Source organism: Bacillus thuringiensis (assembly GCF_022095615.2).
Classification (GTDB): domain Bacteria; phylum Bacillota; class Bacilli; order Bacillales; family Bacillaceae_G; genus Bacillus_A; species Bacillus_A cereus_AG.
This window is the reverse complement of record NZ_CP155559.1, coordinates 904664-921021: the sequence shown is the minus strand read 5'-3', so window position 1 is coordinate 921021 and position 16358 is coordinate 904664. Positions and strand designations below refer to the sequence as shown.

The following is a 16358-nucleotide window of genomic DNA, read 5'->3' as shown; positions in this document are numbered from 1 at the left end:
TCTTTAGATTTTCAAGGATACCCTCAAGATATTTCGTTCCTTAATACTTGTCCAAAGGAAGGTTTATCATAACTTCCAGCATGAATGTATAAATGCTCAGATGATCTTGTCATGCCTACATATAGTAACTTGCGGAGTTTAATATCATTTTGTTCAAGCTGCATTCTCTCAAACTTATCTACATCAACTAAAAATACAATTGGTGCCTCAAGACCTTTTGATGAATGATATGTTGTTATAATTAAATGTCCTTCAGTAATATTTTTTGTAACTTTTACTTTTTGACGTATTTCATGATTTAGTTTTTCCTGTATACTCTCACAATCTTTTCGCTCTCTGCATAAAATCAATATATCTTCTGGCTTATAGCCCTCGCGCTTAATAAGCTCGTAAACTTTATTACTAATATCTTCATATGATCCTTCAATAAAACTAACTCCATCTTTCATTTCGTTCTCAAAAGATAGTTCACTCATTGGACAATAAAATTTATTTACTTCCTCTTCCAATTTCTTTTCTTGTTTCAAGAAATTAAGGGCTAAATCTATATGTTGACTACCAGCACGATAAGATTTCTTTAATAAAGAACTTCTCCCGCGCATATCAATACCTAAGCTCTTCCAACTATGATCTGAGTTATTATAAATGCTCTGTAGTCTATCTCCTGCTAAAAATAAATTTATCCCAGTAACAGTTTCCTTTTGATTATTAACATACGTATGTTCTTTACAAGACTTCACACATAATCGAATCCAATCATCTAGAAAGTCTTGGTATTCGTCCACTAAAACAGCATCATATGATGATTGAGCTCTCTGTATAGCTACTTCCGGCAATTCTTCATTCCACCACTTCACTGTATTTTTTTGGGGTACACATATACTTGCTGTATCTAGCGCAAATTTATGAAAAGTGCTAACATCTATATTCTCCAAGCGCACATTCATAAAGGCAAGATCAGCTGCTAAAGAATTCAATTTGTTTTCAATTTTTGTTTTTAACGACCTATTATACGTTAATATTTTTATTTTCCATTCTGGATGTTCACGTACTAGATGAATTGCACGAGCTAGCAATAAAACCGTTTTCCCACTACCCGGAACTCCAGTTACCATATAGTGACCGTACGGTACACGCTTCGCGAAACGCTCTTGCTCTGCATCTAGTGCTGTAATTAATTCTTTTGTACTGATTTGATTATCGCTACAACTAACCTTAATTTCCGGAAATAATAGTGTTCTTATTGCAATAATTTCATCTTCTTCTACGAAACTAAATTCATTTTTAAATAATTGATTTATATTTACTGTACTTAACATGTCAGATGAAATACACTGCGCTGGTGGCTGATTAAATACTTGATCTAATCCACTCTCTTCAATCTTATTAGAATGAAGATACGGAAATATAACATTAGTATGTAATTTAAACTTTAATTCGTTCCGTTCATTTTTTAAAACATCTTGCAAACTAAATAATCTCTGTGCTGCTGTATGGTATAAGTTAGCTTTACAAAACGGATTATCTACCTGTTTCCCATCTGCTAAATCTATTTTTCTTCTATCCGCTCTTCTAATGTAAGAAAGTTCCCAATCCTTCACTTCAAAGATGGTTACACCTCTTTGTGAATCAATTAAAATAAAATCAGGTTCTAAATGTCTAATTCTTGGCTGAATATATAAATACGCTTCTCTTTGCACATCTTTATATAAAGACCGAACCTTTTCCAGTACTTTTCTCTCACCTGGAGTCAAGCTCGGCAAATCATTCGGTATAATATGTAAACCCACAAGAATCCCCTCTTTTTTCATATTATGCGTGTTTTATATTTATATAAATTAAATATAAATATATACAAATAAATAAGTTATAATAATAAAAAATGATCAAAAGTTCTCTTTTACCATTAAAAATATTATTACACGCCATTCTCATTTTAAATTATATACTAAAATATAAGTTTTCTGGATTATTTTTCTATACCCAAAACAAAAAGACACATTTCATAGTGCCTTTTCCATAAATCTATACCTGACCTTTTGTATCACTAATTTCTCTTTTCTCGTTTGCCCTGACTAATTAACTTAATAAGTTTCTCTCGATTAATTAATACAACTCGATTCACTTTAGCGAGTTTGTATGCTGCGGCTGTAAATTCACTATTTGTAACAACCCATGTTTCATCAGCTTTATAAAATTCTTTTGCACCAACAATCTCCTGAACAGATTTAATTCCAACGTTATTCTTATAGCGTTTTGCCTGTACAATAATTCTTTTATCATCTTTTCTCAAAATTAAATCTGCACCAAAATCGTTAGATGCTTTAGTAATCTCTGTTTTATAACCCAAAGCCGGAAATAGACTTCCTAAATATTTTTCAAACTGGTGTCCGCTCATTTTATCAATATCATAAATTCCTGATTGCCGAAGTTCTCTTAGCTTTTTTACATTCACATACATATATAATAATATAATTGCCGCTGATAGCATTACTATCGGTACTAAAAATTCCGGTTTCCACAACACTCCGAAAAACGTAATAACTAGTAAAGATCCCAATATTGATTCATCTTGCTTTTTCTTTCGCTTAGCCATCTTAACTCCTTTTCACTCATAAACGTAATAATTACCCTAATAAGCTATATAAAATATCCCGCCTAAAATAACTAATGCTATAGCACCTTTAATGATAGGTAGCATATCATCTGGTATATAAGATCTAATAATTACTAGCAAGGTACATATAACAAATATGACACCAAGGAGTATCCACCCGTCCCAAAGTACTTCTTTTAGTGATTCTGGTAACTCTACATTATTAACATCCATTTTATTTCCCTTTCTATCTTAACTTATAAAATTATAATAACGTATTATTTTTATAAAAGGAATTTTTTATATAAATGTATATACTAAGAGTGATATCGATGTTTTATAAGTACAAAGCACTAAAATTACTTATCTCCTCTATCTCCACCAACCATTCCCCCATACCACCCACTACTCTCCTCCAAAAATACCTTCGTCTCCCCACTATCCTTATAATAAGAATTCCAACCCCGCTCCCTCAAAATCCCCTTCCAACTATCACTCTCAACCATCCTCTTAATTACACCATCCCAATAAGCAACCTCTTCCTCCGTCATATCTTTCGGGCCCATAATTCCTTTCCAGTGCTGGAATATGACGTTGATTCCTTGTTCTTTCCACGTTGGGATTTCTGGGAGTCGGTCTAGTCGTTTTGGTGCAGATACGGCTAGTATTTTTATTTTGCCGGCTTTGTATTGTTTTTCGGCTTCGGATAGGGTCATGGTTGCGGCGCCTATTTGTTTATTCGTTAGGGCGTTGATGATTTTTTCTTTGTTTTCGTAGACAAAGAATTCCAGTTCGGCTGGGTTTAGGCCGAATGCTTTGCTTACTTGTACGAAGGATAGGTGATCGTCGTTTCCTAGGCCGGGGGCAACGCCGATTTTGAAGTTTTTCTTGTCTTGTTTTAGTTGTTCCATGAGTTGTTTTGCGTTTTCTACGCTAGAGTCTTTTGATACGACAACGACTTCCCAGTCTGATGCTAATGTTGCGAGTGGTGTGAAGTCTTTATATGTTAGTTTACTATGGCCTAGTAGGTTGTTCGTTATAAGTAAGCTTGAGTTAATCGCAAGTACGTGACCGCCTTTTTGTTTCGTATATTTCCATCCAACATCACCGCTGCCGCCTACTTTGTTTGTGACAGTGATTGGTTTTGTGAAGATTTTTTCTTCTGTGAGCGTTTTTTGCATCGCTCGTGCTGTTAAGTCCCATCCTGCTCCTTGAACGTTTGGCGCAACGATTTCTACTTTGTCGATGTTCACTTTATTCGTATGGGATTTTTCCGAGGAACAACCAGCTATTACTCCTGTCATGATCCATATACATAGTAATAATCGTTTTTTCATAGTCCTCGTCCTATTCGATATTTTCGTTCTGGTCGTCCGATAATGCCGTATGTGTACTCTACTGTGCATTCATTTGTCGCTACTAAGTATTCTAAATATCTTCTTGCGGTTGTTCTGGAGGCCCCCATTTGTTCTCCCATTTCTTCTATTGTAATTCCCTCTTCGAATCCTTTTATAATGCCTTTCACTTTTTGCAGTGTTAACGGATCGACACCTGTCGGTAAGTTTTTTATGTCTTGTGTTTGCGAAGTACCGAAGAAGTTATCGATTAGTGCTTGATTCACTTCATTGTTACTATGTAATAATTGCTTCTTTCTTTTATAATCTTCAATTGTGCGAACGAATTTTTCTAACGTGACCGGTTTTATAAGGTAGTTGCTTACGCCGTTTCGAATTGCTTTTTCTAACATGTGATTTTCATTTGCCGCTGTAACCATAATGACGTCAACGTCTGGAAAGTCTGCATGAATTTTCGGCAATAAGTCTGTACCGATTCCGTCCGGTAAGTAGTTATCTAATAGAAGTAAATCGATTTCTTCCTTTTGTAGTAGTTCCATCGTTTCTTTCGCGTTCAATGCTTTTCCGATCACTTTTACGTCCTTTATTTTTGATAAAAACTCTTCTTGAATTTGCGCGACGCGGAAATCATCTTCTGCAATTGCAACCTTCAACATATGCCCATCCCCCTGTTTGTCATGTACTTTCTCTCAATATTTTCGGAAGGTAAATTGTAAAAATAGCTCCCCCATTTTTCTCGTTTTGAATTTCAATTGTTCCTTCTAGTACATCTACCATTTCTTTCACGTTTGCTAGTCCGTAACCACGATTGTTTCCTTTCGTTGAAAATCCTTTTTGAAAAATGGTCGTTATTTTTTCTGCCGGTATTCCTATCCCACTATCTATCACTTCAAACACAATATCGTGTCCAATATCCGTAACAAAGAAGGAAACATTCTTCTCCTCTTGCCCACTCACCGCATCAAACGCATTGTCGATTATGTTTCCAAGTATCGTAATAAGGTGTGAAACTTGTATATGGTCTGGTAACGGATGAAGCGCACTATCTCCTTCAATATGAAAATCAATTTTCTTCTCAGACGCTGTTCCGATTTTTCCTAATAAAATAGCTTGTACTTTCGCATCGTGAATTTGATGGAATAAAATATGGTTTTGGCTTTGATGAATATTAGATTCTTGCTGGATAAATTCAATCGCTTCTTTGTAATGTCCTAACTGAAGTAATCCTGATAAGACGAAAAGCTTATTTGTAAATTCATGCGTTTGAGCACGTAAGTCCTCCGAATACTTTCTTACCTCAGATATTGTGTTCACAAGGTTTTGCAGTTCTGTTTTATCTCTAAAACTACATACAACGCCTACCGTATTATTATTTTCGAGTATCGGTGTCATGTTTAAAATAAACACTTTATCTTGAAACGCGATTTCTTGATCGTTTTCTAGCACTCTCTCCATATTAAAATCAGGCAAAACTTTTGAGATGTGCTGCTGCATATAATCATCATTTACATGTAGCACCTCTTCTGCCGACGTATTCATCATCGTAATAAAGCCATTTTGATCAATGGCGATAATCCCTTCTTTTATAGATAGTAGTATCGCGCTTCGTTCCCTGTATAGCGCTGCGATTTCATTCGGCTCTAAACCGAGTGTATCTTTTCTGATACTACGTGCTAAAAGGATGCCACCAATGATTCCAACTAGTAACACCGCTAAGGAAAAGAGGATAATTTCTTTCGTTCTGCTCAATATGTTAGATTCAATGCCTTTTATTAGAAACTCCACTGTCACAACGCCTACGACTTGATCGTAGTCTCCGTTATGAACAATAATAGGTGCCTTCGCCATTAAAGCCGGACCACTTGCACCATTTCCTTCAAGCGCATAATAGCCACCAAAAGTGAGTGCTTCATAGTTATATGGATTGTTACTCTTTGTACCAATCAATTCCGAATTAGAATGAGAATACATAACCCCATAGCGATCTTCTATAATGACGTAATCTGCACCAGCTTGCTCACGAACTTGTTCCGCAATGGATTGAATGGTACTTTTATGCTCGTTATTTTGAAAAGCATCTTTTATAGCAGGCATAAAAGAAAGCGACTTCGCTGTTTGCAGTGCTAACTGCTCCACTTGTCGCTTCGTATCAACGGACTGAATGTAAACAAATATCCCCGCTAATAGGAGAACGACAAATAAAATTAACGCGATAATTAAGCTTACTATTTTCGTTTGTAATGACACTTTGCGTGATTTCTTCATGCCTCATATCCTTTGATAAAATATTCTAAACTATCAATCTCCTTTTCCTATTATTATGACAAAACTAATAATGAAGCAACTATTAAAGCTCTCCATGTACATAAAGTACAAAAAGAATAAAATTGTCGTAATATTGAGATTTCAATCCAAGAACAGTACAATTCAACTATGTTGAACACGCTTTCATAATTATCATTTTATTTATAAGCAAGAGGAGGAATTAGTATGGCTCAAGCAAAATCTAACCGAGTCGCCGGCAATATTTTCAAAGGTTCTGTCGGCAATTTAATTGAATGGTACGACTGGTACGTTTACTCTGCTTTCGCTGTTTACTTTTCAGCAGAGTTCTTTCCTAAAGGAGATCCAACGAGTCAGTTACTGAACACAGCAGCTATTTTCGCAGTTGGATTTTTAATGCGCCCTATCGGGAGTTTATTAATGGGACGCTATGCAGATCGGCACGGACGCCGGGCAGCATTAACACTTTCGATTACGGTTATGGCCGGTGGTTCTTTAATTATCGCCTGTACACCTAGTTACGAAAGCATCGGTATTATGGCACCAATTATTTTAGTTCTTGCCCGTTTACTCCAAGGATTATCACTTGGCGGAGAGTACGGAACTTCCGCAACGTATTTATCTGAAATGGCTAGTAGTGGTCGCCGTGGTTTTTATTCAAGCTTCCAATATGTAACGCTCGTTGCTGGACAAATGGTTGCGTTAGGCGTTCAAATTGTTCTTCAGCAATTACTAAGCGAACCAGATATGAAAGCTTGGGGATGGCGTATTCCATTCATTATTGGTGCGATGGGAGCAGTAGCTGTATTATGGCTTCGACGTACAATGGATGAATCGGAGCAGTTCTCAAATATGGAATCGAAAAACCGCGAAAGCGCAGGAACCGTTCGCGCTCTTATGAAACACCCGAAAGCAGTATTAACAGTAGTCGGCCTAACACTAGGAGGCACTGTTGCATTTTATACGTACACAACATATTTACAAAAGTTCATGGTAAACACAGTCGGTCTTCCGAAAGAAGTTGTAAGTTGGATTAACTTTGTCGCACTTCTTATTTTCGTAGTACTTCAACCGATTGCTGGGCTACTATCCGATAAAATTGGACGCCGCCCACTATTAATGGCTTTCGGTATTCTCGGAACTTTACTAACAGCGCCGATCTTCTTCTTCATGGAAAAAACGACAGAACCAATGGTAGCATTTTTACTCATGATGGTCGGCCTCATTATCGTTACTGGTTACACTTCCATTAACGCAATTGTAAAAGCAGAACTCTTCCCCACTGAAATTCGCGCACTAGGCGTAGGTTTACCATATGCCCTAACCGTTGCGATATTCGGCGGAACTGCAGAGTTCATCGCATTATGGCTAAAGAGTATCGGAATGGAATCACTATTCTACTTCTACGTAGCTGGATGTATCGCAATAAGCTTTATTACGTATTGGCGTATGGATGAGTCATCGAAGACTTCGCAGATTGAGGCGGAGCTTGGTGGTAGAGATAGTTTAGTTAATAATAAATCTAGTTAAAATTACGTATTCTATCTTCTTCGTTTATCTGAACTCGATTTACTTTATCTAAGAAAGCATAATTCATTAATATATAATTTAAAAACCTCTACTTATATGTAGAGGTTTTTGTATGACGAAAAAACACGTAATTCCATTGTTATTTTACAAACCCCAAATTCTTCCTCCTCTTAAAGTGGAACAAATTTATTACTTAGAGTGTCTAATAAGTGTATTTCTAATATGAGCTGTCCAGATTGGATACAACATATCCCGTTTGACATCTATTTTTATGTATTATAAAAAAATGAAAGGACTTATTATTCCCAAAAGTAAAAAACATGTATTGTAATACTTTCACAGGTGAACCATTACAAGTGGAAACAAAAAAGAAATAACGCGAACTGTGACTTATCAATCATATAAAGTGAAAATTTAATCAGTAGGGGTCTTACTGCCCGGCAAATAGCGGGATAAACGTTTTGGATGTCATTTAACCTGTGAAAATTTAGCTGCAGTAGTATTGTTACCTTATGTCATCTTTAATTACATCGGTATTTAGAATACCTAGACAAAATCCATATATTCCTGAAAGAGGTTGAAAATTTATGTTCGTTTTAAACAAGTTCTGTAACATTTTACATTACAAAAAGATTGTACCTGTAGTATTACTTTCATGTGTATCACTTATAGGCTGTTCCAATAGTAACACTCAATCTGAACCACCTAAACAAACGAATCAAGCTAATCAAATTAAACAAGAAAATACAGGAAATCAATCTTTCGCTAAACTTGAAAAAGAATATGATGCTAAGCTTGGTATTTATGCACTGGACACAGGTACAAATCAAACTGTTGCTTATCATTCAGATGATCGTTTTGCATTTGCATCTACATCTAAATCATTAGCTGTGGGCGCTCTTTTACGCAAGAACTCATTAGAAGCTCTTGATCAAAGGATTACGTATACTCATGAAGATCTTTCTAATTATAATCCAATTACTGAAAAGCATATTGATACAGGAATGACGTTAAAAGAACTTGCAGATGCTTCTGTTCGATATAGTGACAGCACAGCACATAATTTGATTCTTAAACAGTTAGGAGGTCCCTCTGAATTTGAAAAAATCTTGAAAGAAATGGGAGATACTGTTACTACTTCAGAACGATTTGAACCTGAATTAAATGAAGTGCATCCAGGAGAAACACATGATACCAGTACACCAGAAGCAATAGCTAAGACACTTCAATCATTTACATTAGGAACTGCACTTCCAATAGAAAAACGTGAACTATTAGTAGATTGGATGAAGCGAAATACAACTGGAGATAAATTGATTCGTGCGGGCGTACCAAAAGGATGGGAAGTAGCTGATAAAACAGGCGCGGGATCTTACGGAACAAGAAATGATATCGCAATTATTTGGCCACCAAATAAAAAGCCGATTGTTCTTGCTATACTTTCTAATCATGATAAAGAAGATGCTAAATACGATGATAAACTTATTGCAGACGCAACCAAAGTCGTGTTAAATACCTTAAAAGCTACGGAATAAAGGATAATAGGTTAAAAGTTTTCTATTTTGGTGGGTGTTTTCTCTAGTAGGGGTTGTGCCGTATTTTCATCAACTAAAAATTTAATAGTGTCTCAAAAACGAAATTTGGTGCTCCCCCTAAAGCATCTGGACTATAATAGCCAATTAAAAAAATGCAAACAAAACGACCCTTAATCAGTCGTTTTGTTTGCATTTCCTTTTTCTAAAACCACAGAAAAGATAAGTACTATAGTTAACAGCATAATAAACCTTACTTCACTTCCGTCACTTACAAAAAATGAATATAAAGTATAAATTAAAATTAATATTCCGTAAATAATTTTGTGCAATGTACTCCCTCCTTTTTGCCGTATATATTTTAGTATAAAAGTTTGATTCAAGCCCTATATCCAAATGAAAATACTTTTCTCTTGTTAATTTATTTTCTTTTTATAACTCAAACTTCTTCGAATCGTACTTTTCTAGAGTTTGCTGCAATTCATCTTGTTCATATGGAATATGCTTATCTGTCTGTATATCTTCAACATTTGCTCCACCTGCTAATAATCTCCTGTACATAAAAGAGTGCCCTGTTAATACTGTTTTAATCATTTTGTATCGCCCTCCTTTTGTTTGATTACTTGTATCATAAAATAAGTATCTGAAGTTGATATGTAGTCTATCTAGAGTGTATGTAAATTTAGAAAATCTCTAATAAATTGTTTGTATTGTAACGTTACCACCAAAACTATTGCCCTAAACACCATGATTTGAAGAGATAGGCCCCCATGTTTTAGTCTCAATTCCTCCTACAGTTCTATATTCAGTAAAACTGGTTAATCCCTATAATATAAAAAGAGCACCACTTTTTGGATGCTCCTCGTTATAACTATATATTATTTAATTTCCTTCTTTTGCTGGTACCATTTTTCCTTCTTGAGAATCCGTGCCCTCTGTTCTTTCAACAGTTTTTGCATGCTCTGGTTTTTCAGGGGCTCCCATTTCAAATCCAGGTTGAGAATCTGTACCTTCTTTTGTTGGTACCATTTTTCCTTCTTGAGAACCTGTCCCCTCTGTTCTTTCAACAGTTTTTGCGTTTCCTTTAGGAGTTGCTGGCACTGCATCTTTAGGTAAATCAAAGTTTTGTGAGAAAGACGTTGTTCCATCTGCACTCTGTGTAATTACTTGATTTGAACTATTTTCATTTGACTTTAAATTGTCCATTTTCGCATCATCTGCACCTCCCGCTACTAATCCTGTACTTAAAAGTGCTCCTGCTAATAATGTTTTAAACATCTTTCATTACCTCCTGTTTATTTGTAATATTCATCAAAAAAGTATCTAGAGTTAATGTTTTAGTCATTATCTTTATCTACTTGCTTTTTGATTACATTTAGCATAAGACAAGAATCTATAGTTGATATGGACTGTATCTGGAGATTATGTAAAGAAAAATAGATGATCCATTGTATATCCTAATGGATGCTTAGACAAGATTGAAACTTTATATGAGTTTGAACAATTGAGTTCCCCTTTGTTTTTGGGTGTGAGGTTTTTAGCTGGAGTGGAGTGAGGGACTAACCTTTTCTAATATGAAAGCAAACTTTTTATTATTAGTTTACATTCATTTCCCCTTAAATATTGATTTCTCAACAATTCCCTTTGATATCCTCAATTTATATAACAGCAGATTTACAATATTAAATATCTATCAATATAATTTATTCTATTGATAGATATTTAATTAATTTTACACTTCAACTAAGGCTTACAAATATCTCGTATGACTTATCTCAAAATCCTTATCGATGTTAAAGTTATTCATTTTTAAGACTAGATACAAATTAATATTGTGAGTTCACATTTTAGGGGTACTACCCCATACCCATCAACTTAAGAATTCAGAATTACCCCGAAACGAAAAAATGAGTTTTTTTGTTTCAAGTTAGCACAAAATTTCGTTCTGGGGGTACTATAAAATTTTAGTTTGATGGCGATGTGACGCTACCCCTATAAAGGTATAGTTTTCGTACTTTCATATACAATCATGTCACTTAAGTAATGTGAGCGTCGCTGCTATTACATTGTCGACAAATGAACGTTGGGGGCGAGATTTCATCATAACCGTTAGACCGATTAACGCTACAATCAGTGCCTGTGCCAAAGACTTTGCATCTGTGTTGACTTCCAGCTCACCTGATTGGATCCCTCGTTCGATCGTCTCCTGAAAAATGACAGCGAGGTACATTTGATGTTCTCTGGTCAAAATTTCAAATCTCTCATCATGAGGTGCTAATTCAACCATTGTATTGATACAAAAACAACCTTTACTAAGATCACCCGCGTATTCTTCATTGACGACATCCGCAAAGAAAATAGAAAATGACTCTTTTACAGAGGAGTGACTTTGAAGCCTATTTCGTATATCAGATGCCCGAGACATTGTATATCTACGAAGTGCGGCTTCAAACAATTCTTTCTTATCTCCAAAAGCCGAATAAATACTAGGGCGTTGAATGCCCATTCTAGAAGTAAGATCACTTAATGAGGTAGCCTCATATCCCTTCTCCCAAAATAGCTGCATTGCTGCATCTAAAACTTGATCCTCATCAAATTCACGAGTTCGTGCCATTAAGAATTCTCCTTCTCAAACTTTGATTTTATTAATTGTTTTAAGATAGGTGTGTAGGTAATTACAATTGTTTTTTCATTACCAAACAGTATGTAATTATTATATAATTAGCCATTATTTATGTCAAATTAAGCTCCATTCATTTAATGAAACATAAATTTTAGTGCAAAAATCGTTGACATCACGAATGAGACTAAGTTATATTTACCAGTAATTATATTGTACCGAACGGTATGTTATGATTAAAAATCTAATGTGATTGGAGGTTAAGGTATGTTTAAAACAGAGACAGATATAGAAGATGATCCACTCTACACTAAGATAAGTCATAAATCTTCCATAACAAAACCTAATTTGAATCAACAGCCATCCATGTCTCACGCTTTGGCATTATTGTTTGCGACTGCCTGTGGAATGTCTGTTGCCAATATTTACTTTGCACAGCCGTTGCTTGATCAACTATCTAATGAGTTTAGTATTAACCATTCCATTATTGGTGTTGTTATTACCGTTACACAAATTTTTTACGGAGTGGGCTTACTGCTACTCGTACCGCTTGGAGATTTGCTAAACCAGCGACGTCTAATTGTCGGTCAGATGCTATTATCTACAACAGCTCTGGTTATAGTTGGTACTGCTTCCTCCAGCATGGTACTTTTCGCAGGTATGGCTTTGGTGGGTCTGCTTGCAGTTGTGACACAGACTCTCGTGGCGTTTGCAGCGACCATCGCTTCCCCTACAGAAAGAGGACGTGTCGTTGGAATTGTAACAAGTGGAATAGTTATTGGCATACTTCTCGCACGCACTTTTGCTGGTATATTAACAGATGTTGCGGGATGGCGTTCTGTATATCTATTTTCTGCTGCGCTCATGCTTTTGATGGTTTTTATGTTTATAAAGATGTTGCCCAATGTTAAGCGCGAGGTAAAATCGCTATCCTACCCTGAGTTGATTAGATCGGTGCTTACTTTATTTATTCAAGAACGAACGTTACGTGTTCGCTCCGTTCTAGCCATGCTGATTTTTGCTGATTTCAGCATTTTGTGGACCTCACTAGTACTGCCACTTAGTACACCGCCAATTGCTCTATCTCATAGTGCAATTGGCGCATTCGGTCTTGTAGGTGTGGCTGGAGCCTTAGCTGCGGCACGGGCAGGGAAATGGGCCGATCAAGGTTACGGACAACGAACGACAGGTATTGCTTTAGCTCTATTATTGATTTCATGGTTGTTCATCAGTTATATAGAGCAGTCATTAATCGCATTAGTGATAGGGATAGTTCTACTTGATTTGGCCGTACAGGCAATACATGTCACGAATCAAACCATGATCCTTCCATTGCATACAGAAGCACGGAGTCGACTTACTGCTGGATATATGGTGTTTTATTCTATCGGCAGTGCTGGTGGTTCAATTGCTTCGACTCAAATATACGCACACTTTGGCTGGGGAGGGGTTTCCTTACTCGGAGCCTCTGTCAGTGCTTTCGCTCTTCTTTTTTGGGCTATGACCAGACGAGGTAAAATTTCATGAAATAAACGTGTGTTAGCCAATATGAGAAACACGTTACTACTATAAAGGAAATGATTAATTTTTTTGACTTAAAATCTAATTGAACTAGGAGAGATGACAAATGGAAATAGGGATTACGTCTTTTGTAGAAACGAAACCAGATGTACATAGTGGTGAAGTGATAAGTCACGCACAGCGATTGCGTGAAGTTGTTGAAGAAATCGTTCTTGCTGATCAAGTAGGACTTGATGTGTTTGGTGTTGGTGAGCACCATAGGAAGGATTATGCAGCATCCTCTCCAGCGATGGTTCTATCAGCGGCGGCACCACAAACGAAAAAGATACGGCTAGCGAGTGCAGTAACTGTACTTTCTTCAGCTGATCCTGTGCGCGTTTTTCAGGATTTCTCTACACTGGATGGCATTTCAAATGGACGCGCGGAGATTATGGCGGGTCGTGGTTCCTTTATCGAATCTTTTCCATTGTTTGGCTATAACATGAAGGACTATGAAGAACTGTTTGAAGAACATTTGGACCTACTTCTCAAAATACGTCAGTCCGAAAAAGTGACTTGGGAAGGCGGACATCGACCAGCAATCAATAATTTAGGTGTGTATCCAAGACCTGTTCAAAATCCTTTACCGATATGGGTTGGTAGCGGTGGAAATCAAGAGTCTGCTATCCGTGCCGGTTTTCTGGGATTACCACTTATGCTGGCGATTATTGGTGGTAGCCCCATGCACTTTGCACGAATTGTACAGCTATATAAGAAAGCGGCAGCTCACGCTGGTCATGATGTATCAAAACTTCAGGTGGGATCTCATTCGATTGGATTTGTTGGAGAGAATACGGAATTGGCAGCAGATACATTTTTCCCATCCACTCAGGCAGGCATGAATAAACTTGGTAAAGAGCGGGGGTGGCCTTATTATGATCGTTCCAGCTTTGATGCTGCACGAAGTTTTGAAGGGGCATTGTATGTTGGTGATCCAGATACAGTCGCCGAAAAAATCATCCATCTTCGTAAGCATGTAGGGATTACACGCTTTATGATGTATGTACCATTAAGTACCATGCCACATGATCAAGTCATGCGTGCCATAGAATTGCTTGGAACAGAAGTTGCCCCTCGTGTAAGAGAGGAAATTGCCAAATGGGAAGCTGAAGGAGAACAGGAGACACATCTATTCCGTTAATTATTCCATAAGGATTGCATCAAGTCTCATTATTTAATTGGAGGAATTTACATGAAAATTGACAGTCGAGTATTACCAGAATTAAAACAGGCTTTCTCCCAATTTCCAGGCTTTCAATTAGAGGGGGATTTAGAGGCGAGTCGAAGTCTCTTGTCGAATCCACATTTGGAAAAATCAGAGCTTGTACACATGACCAAGCGAATGATTCCTGGCGCTGCTGGCGAGATGTTAGTTAAAATTTACGAACCCGTTGAGAACAATCTTGATAAACTTCCAGCTATGCTGTGGATTCACGGTGGCGGATACGTAATGGGACACCCCGATATGGACGATGTTTTGTGTGAACGCTTTGTTCAGAATGCTAAATGCGTTGTTGTGTCTGTCGATTATCGACTTGCTCCCGAACATCCTTATCCAGCGGCTATCGAAGATTGTTATGCAGGATTGGTTTGGATGACAAATGAGGCAGACTCGCTGGGCATTGATGTGAATCGAGTTGCGATCGCCGGTGCAAGTGGAGGCGGTGGACTAACCGCAGCGCTTGCGTTAATGGCTCGGGATAAAGGAGGTCCATCTATTATATTCCAGATGCCGCTGTATCCGATGCTTGACAACCGCAACATAACACCATCAAGCTATGAGATTACAGAAGACCACGCAACATGGAATAGAGCAAACAATTTGACGGCTTGGAGTATGTACTTGGGCAAGGAGAAAGATTCCAACGAGCTATCTCCCTATGCCGTACCTTCGAGAGCAGAAAACTTAGCCGGGCTACCGCCAACTTATACATGTGTAGGTCAACTCGATTTATTTCGAGATGAAACCATTGAATATGTAACACGACTTGCACAAGCAGGAGTAGACGTTGAATTTCACCTCTACCCCGGCTGCTTCCATTGCTTTGACGTATTTGTGCCTGAATCCGTAGTAAGTCAGCGTGCCAGTCAGAATTATTTTGATGCGATGGCACGGGCACTTCATCCATAATTTATCTTGGCTCAGTCATCAGGGTGTTCAACTGAAGGCATGAGTGATAGCTCTAGGTTTATTCGATGAGAAAAGATTACAGGACGAAGTACAAATAGTGCCACCATATACTTTGAATTTTGCACCTTACTCATTGATTTAAAAACAGTAAATACTTCAAAGATTGAATAGCTAACCAAGGTTTCAAAATAATGCAGTACGAGAGGTCACCTTGAAAGAGGTGGCCTCTCAAAATCAGTTTAAGCCTAGCAACCTAAAAGAAATCCCTCTAAAATGATTGTTATATATGATCGAAAATGTAGAATGAAATTGAAGATAAAAAATATTTTCAGGAGGTTATCATGACATTTGATGAATTGAAAAAAAACAAACCAACAACCTCATGGGTTGAGTATGATGAAGATGGGGAATTTTTCACTGAAGAAAATATAAGTGCAACAAATAAGGTTCTTGACACTTACATTAACAATTTAGAGCAATTAGGTGAGGATCCAACCGAAGTCGAAGTAATGCAATTTGTTAAAGAGGTCGTTATTAAATTAAATGAACTAAATATCGAACATGACCATTTTATCGAAACAATGGAAAGAGAAGATCTCTATGAATTTATCGATGCAGCTGCACGAATAGCTGGCTTAGAATCCGAAGAAGATATAACAGAAGAATGGCGAGAATGGAAAAAAAGTTGCACCTCTATTTGTTAGAGGTGCAACTTTTTTCATACGCCAATTGAATTCATGATTTGATACCA

15 protein-coding genes are annotated in these 16358 nt (G+C 37.0%); 6 read left to right on the top strand and 9 right to left on the bottom strand.

Annotated elements, in window-relative coordinates; translation table 11 throughout:
- Positions 1-23: 23 nt before the first annotated feature.
- The 5 genes from KZZ19_RS04675 to KZZ19_RS04655 form a co-directional block, all read right to left on the bottom strand.
- Positions 24-1790, bottom strand: coding sequence for a UvrD-helicase domain-containing protein (locus tag KZZ19_RS04675; protein WP_237979655.1), 1767 nt, complete (start codon positions 1788-1790; stop codon positions 24-26).
- A gap of 257 nt (positions 1791-2047) precedes the next feature.
- Entirely contained in the window at positions 2048-2596 is a 549-nt protein-coding gene (locus KZZ19_RS04670; protein ID WP_237979654.1) for a restriction endonuclease, read from the bottom strand.
- 359 nt (positions 2597-2955) lie between these two features.
- Entirely contained in the window at positions 2956-3933 is a 978-nt protein-coding gene (locus tag KZZ19_RS04665) for a tripartite tricarboxylate transporter substrate binding protein (protein ID WP_237979653.1), read from the bottom strand.
- Positions 3930-4607: a response regulator gene (locus KZZ19_RS04660; RefSeq protein WP_201066153.1), complete on the bottom strand. Its 678-nt coding sequence runs from the start codon at positions 4605-4607 to the stop codon at positions 3930-3932. The genes KZZ19_RS04665 and KZZ19_RS04660 overlap by 4 nt, the downstream gene beginning before the upstream one ends.
- Positions 4608-4626: 19 nt before the next feature.
- Positions 4627-6216 carry an ATP-binding protein gene (locus KZZ19_RS04655; protein ID WP_237979652.1) on the bottom strand — a complete coding sequence of 530 codons (1590 nt, stop codon included), beginning with the start codon at positions 6214-6216 and terminating at the stop codon, positions 4627-4629.
- Positions 6217-6441: 225 nt separating this feature from the next.
- On the opposite strand from KZZ19_RS04655, the gene KZZ19_RS04650 reads away from it, so the two are divergent.
- The gene (locus KZZ19_RS04650; protein ID WP_237979651.1) at positions 6442-7764 is read left to right on the top strand and encodes an MFS transporter; all 1323 of its coding nucleotides are present in this window, start codon (positions 6442-6444) and stop codon (positions 7762-7764) included.
- A 587-nt stretch (positions 7765-8351) separates the two neighbouring features.
- The gene (gene blaIII / locus KZZ19_RS04645) at positions 8352-9299 is read left to right on the top strand and encodes a class A beta-lactamase BlaIII (protein WP_237979650.1); all 948 of its coding nucleotides are present in this window, start codon (positions 8352-8354) and stop codon (positions 9297-9299) included.
- 170 nt (positions 9300-9469) lie between these two features.
- Here the strand turns inward: blaIII and KZZ19_RS04640 are convergent, their stop codons facing one another.
- The 4 genes from KZZ19_RS04640 to KZZ19_RS04625 all read right to left on the bottom strand — a co-directional run bounded on the left by KZZ19_RS04640 (position 9470) and on the right by KZZ19_RS04625 (position 11910).
- Complete coding sequence (locus KZZ19_RS04640) at positions 9470-9628, bottom strand: hypothetical protein (protein WP_000548946.1); 159 nt, start codon at positions 9626-9628, stop codon at positions 9470-9472.
- A 100-nt stretch (positions 9629-9728) separates the two neighbouring features.
- The gene (locus tag KZZ19_RS04635) at positions 9729-9890 is read right to left on the bottom strand and encodes a hypothetical protein (RefSeq protein ID WP_016513667.1); all 162 of its coding nucleotides are present in this window, start codon (positions 9888-9890) and stop codon (positions 9729-9731) included.
- A 288-nt stretch (positions 9891-10178) separates the two neighbouring features.
- Complete coding sequence (locus tag KZZ19_RS04630; RefSeq protein WP_000477315.1) at positions 10179-10574, bottom strand: hypothetical protein; 396 nt, start codon at positions 10572-10574, stop codon at positions 10179-10181.
- Between the two features lie 754 nt (positions 10575-11328).
- Entirely contained in the window at positions 11329-11910 is a 582-nt protein-coding gene (locus KZZ19_RS04625) for a TetR/AcrR family transcriptional regulator (protein WP_016089098.1), read from the bottom strand.
- A gap of 273 nt (positions 11911-12183) precedes the next feature.
- On the opposite strand from KZZ19_RS04625, the gene KZZ19_RS04620 reads away from it, so the two are divergent.
- The 4 genes from KZZ19_RS04620 to KZZ19_RS04605 all read left to right on the top strand — a co-directional run bounded on the left by KZZ19_RS04620 (position 12184) and on the right by KZZ19_RS04605 (position 16311).
- Positions 12184-13443 carry an MFS transporter gene (locus KZZ19_RS04620; RefSeq protein WP_237979649.1) on the top strand — a complete coding sequence of 420 codons (1260 nt, stop codon included), beginning with the start codon at positions 12184-12186 and terminating at the stop codon, positions 13441-13443.
- Between the two features lie 100 nt (positions 13444-13543).
- Positions 13544-14617 (top strand): LLM class flavin-dependent oxidoreductase, encoded by a 1074-nt coding sequence (locus KZZ19_RS04615; RefSeq protein ID WP_016089100.1) that lies wholly within the window; start codon positions 13544-13546, stop codon positions 14615-14617.
- A gap of 51 nt (positions 14618-14668) precedes the next feature.
- A complete protein-coding gene (locus KZZ19_RS04610) occupies positions 14669-15607 on the top strand; it encodes an alpha/beta hydrolase (RefSeq protein ID WP_237979648.1) in 939 nt (312 codons plus the stop codon).
- A 341-nt stretch (positions 15608-15948) separates the two neighbouring features.
- Complete coding sequence (locus tag KZZ19_RS04605) at positions 15949-16311, top strand: hypothetical protein (RefSeq protein WP_237979646.1); 363 nt, start codon at positions 15949-15951, stop codon at positions 16309-16311.
- Positions 16312-16358: the final 47 nt, after the last annotated feature.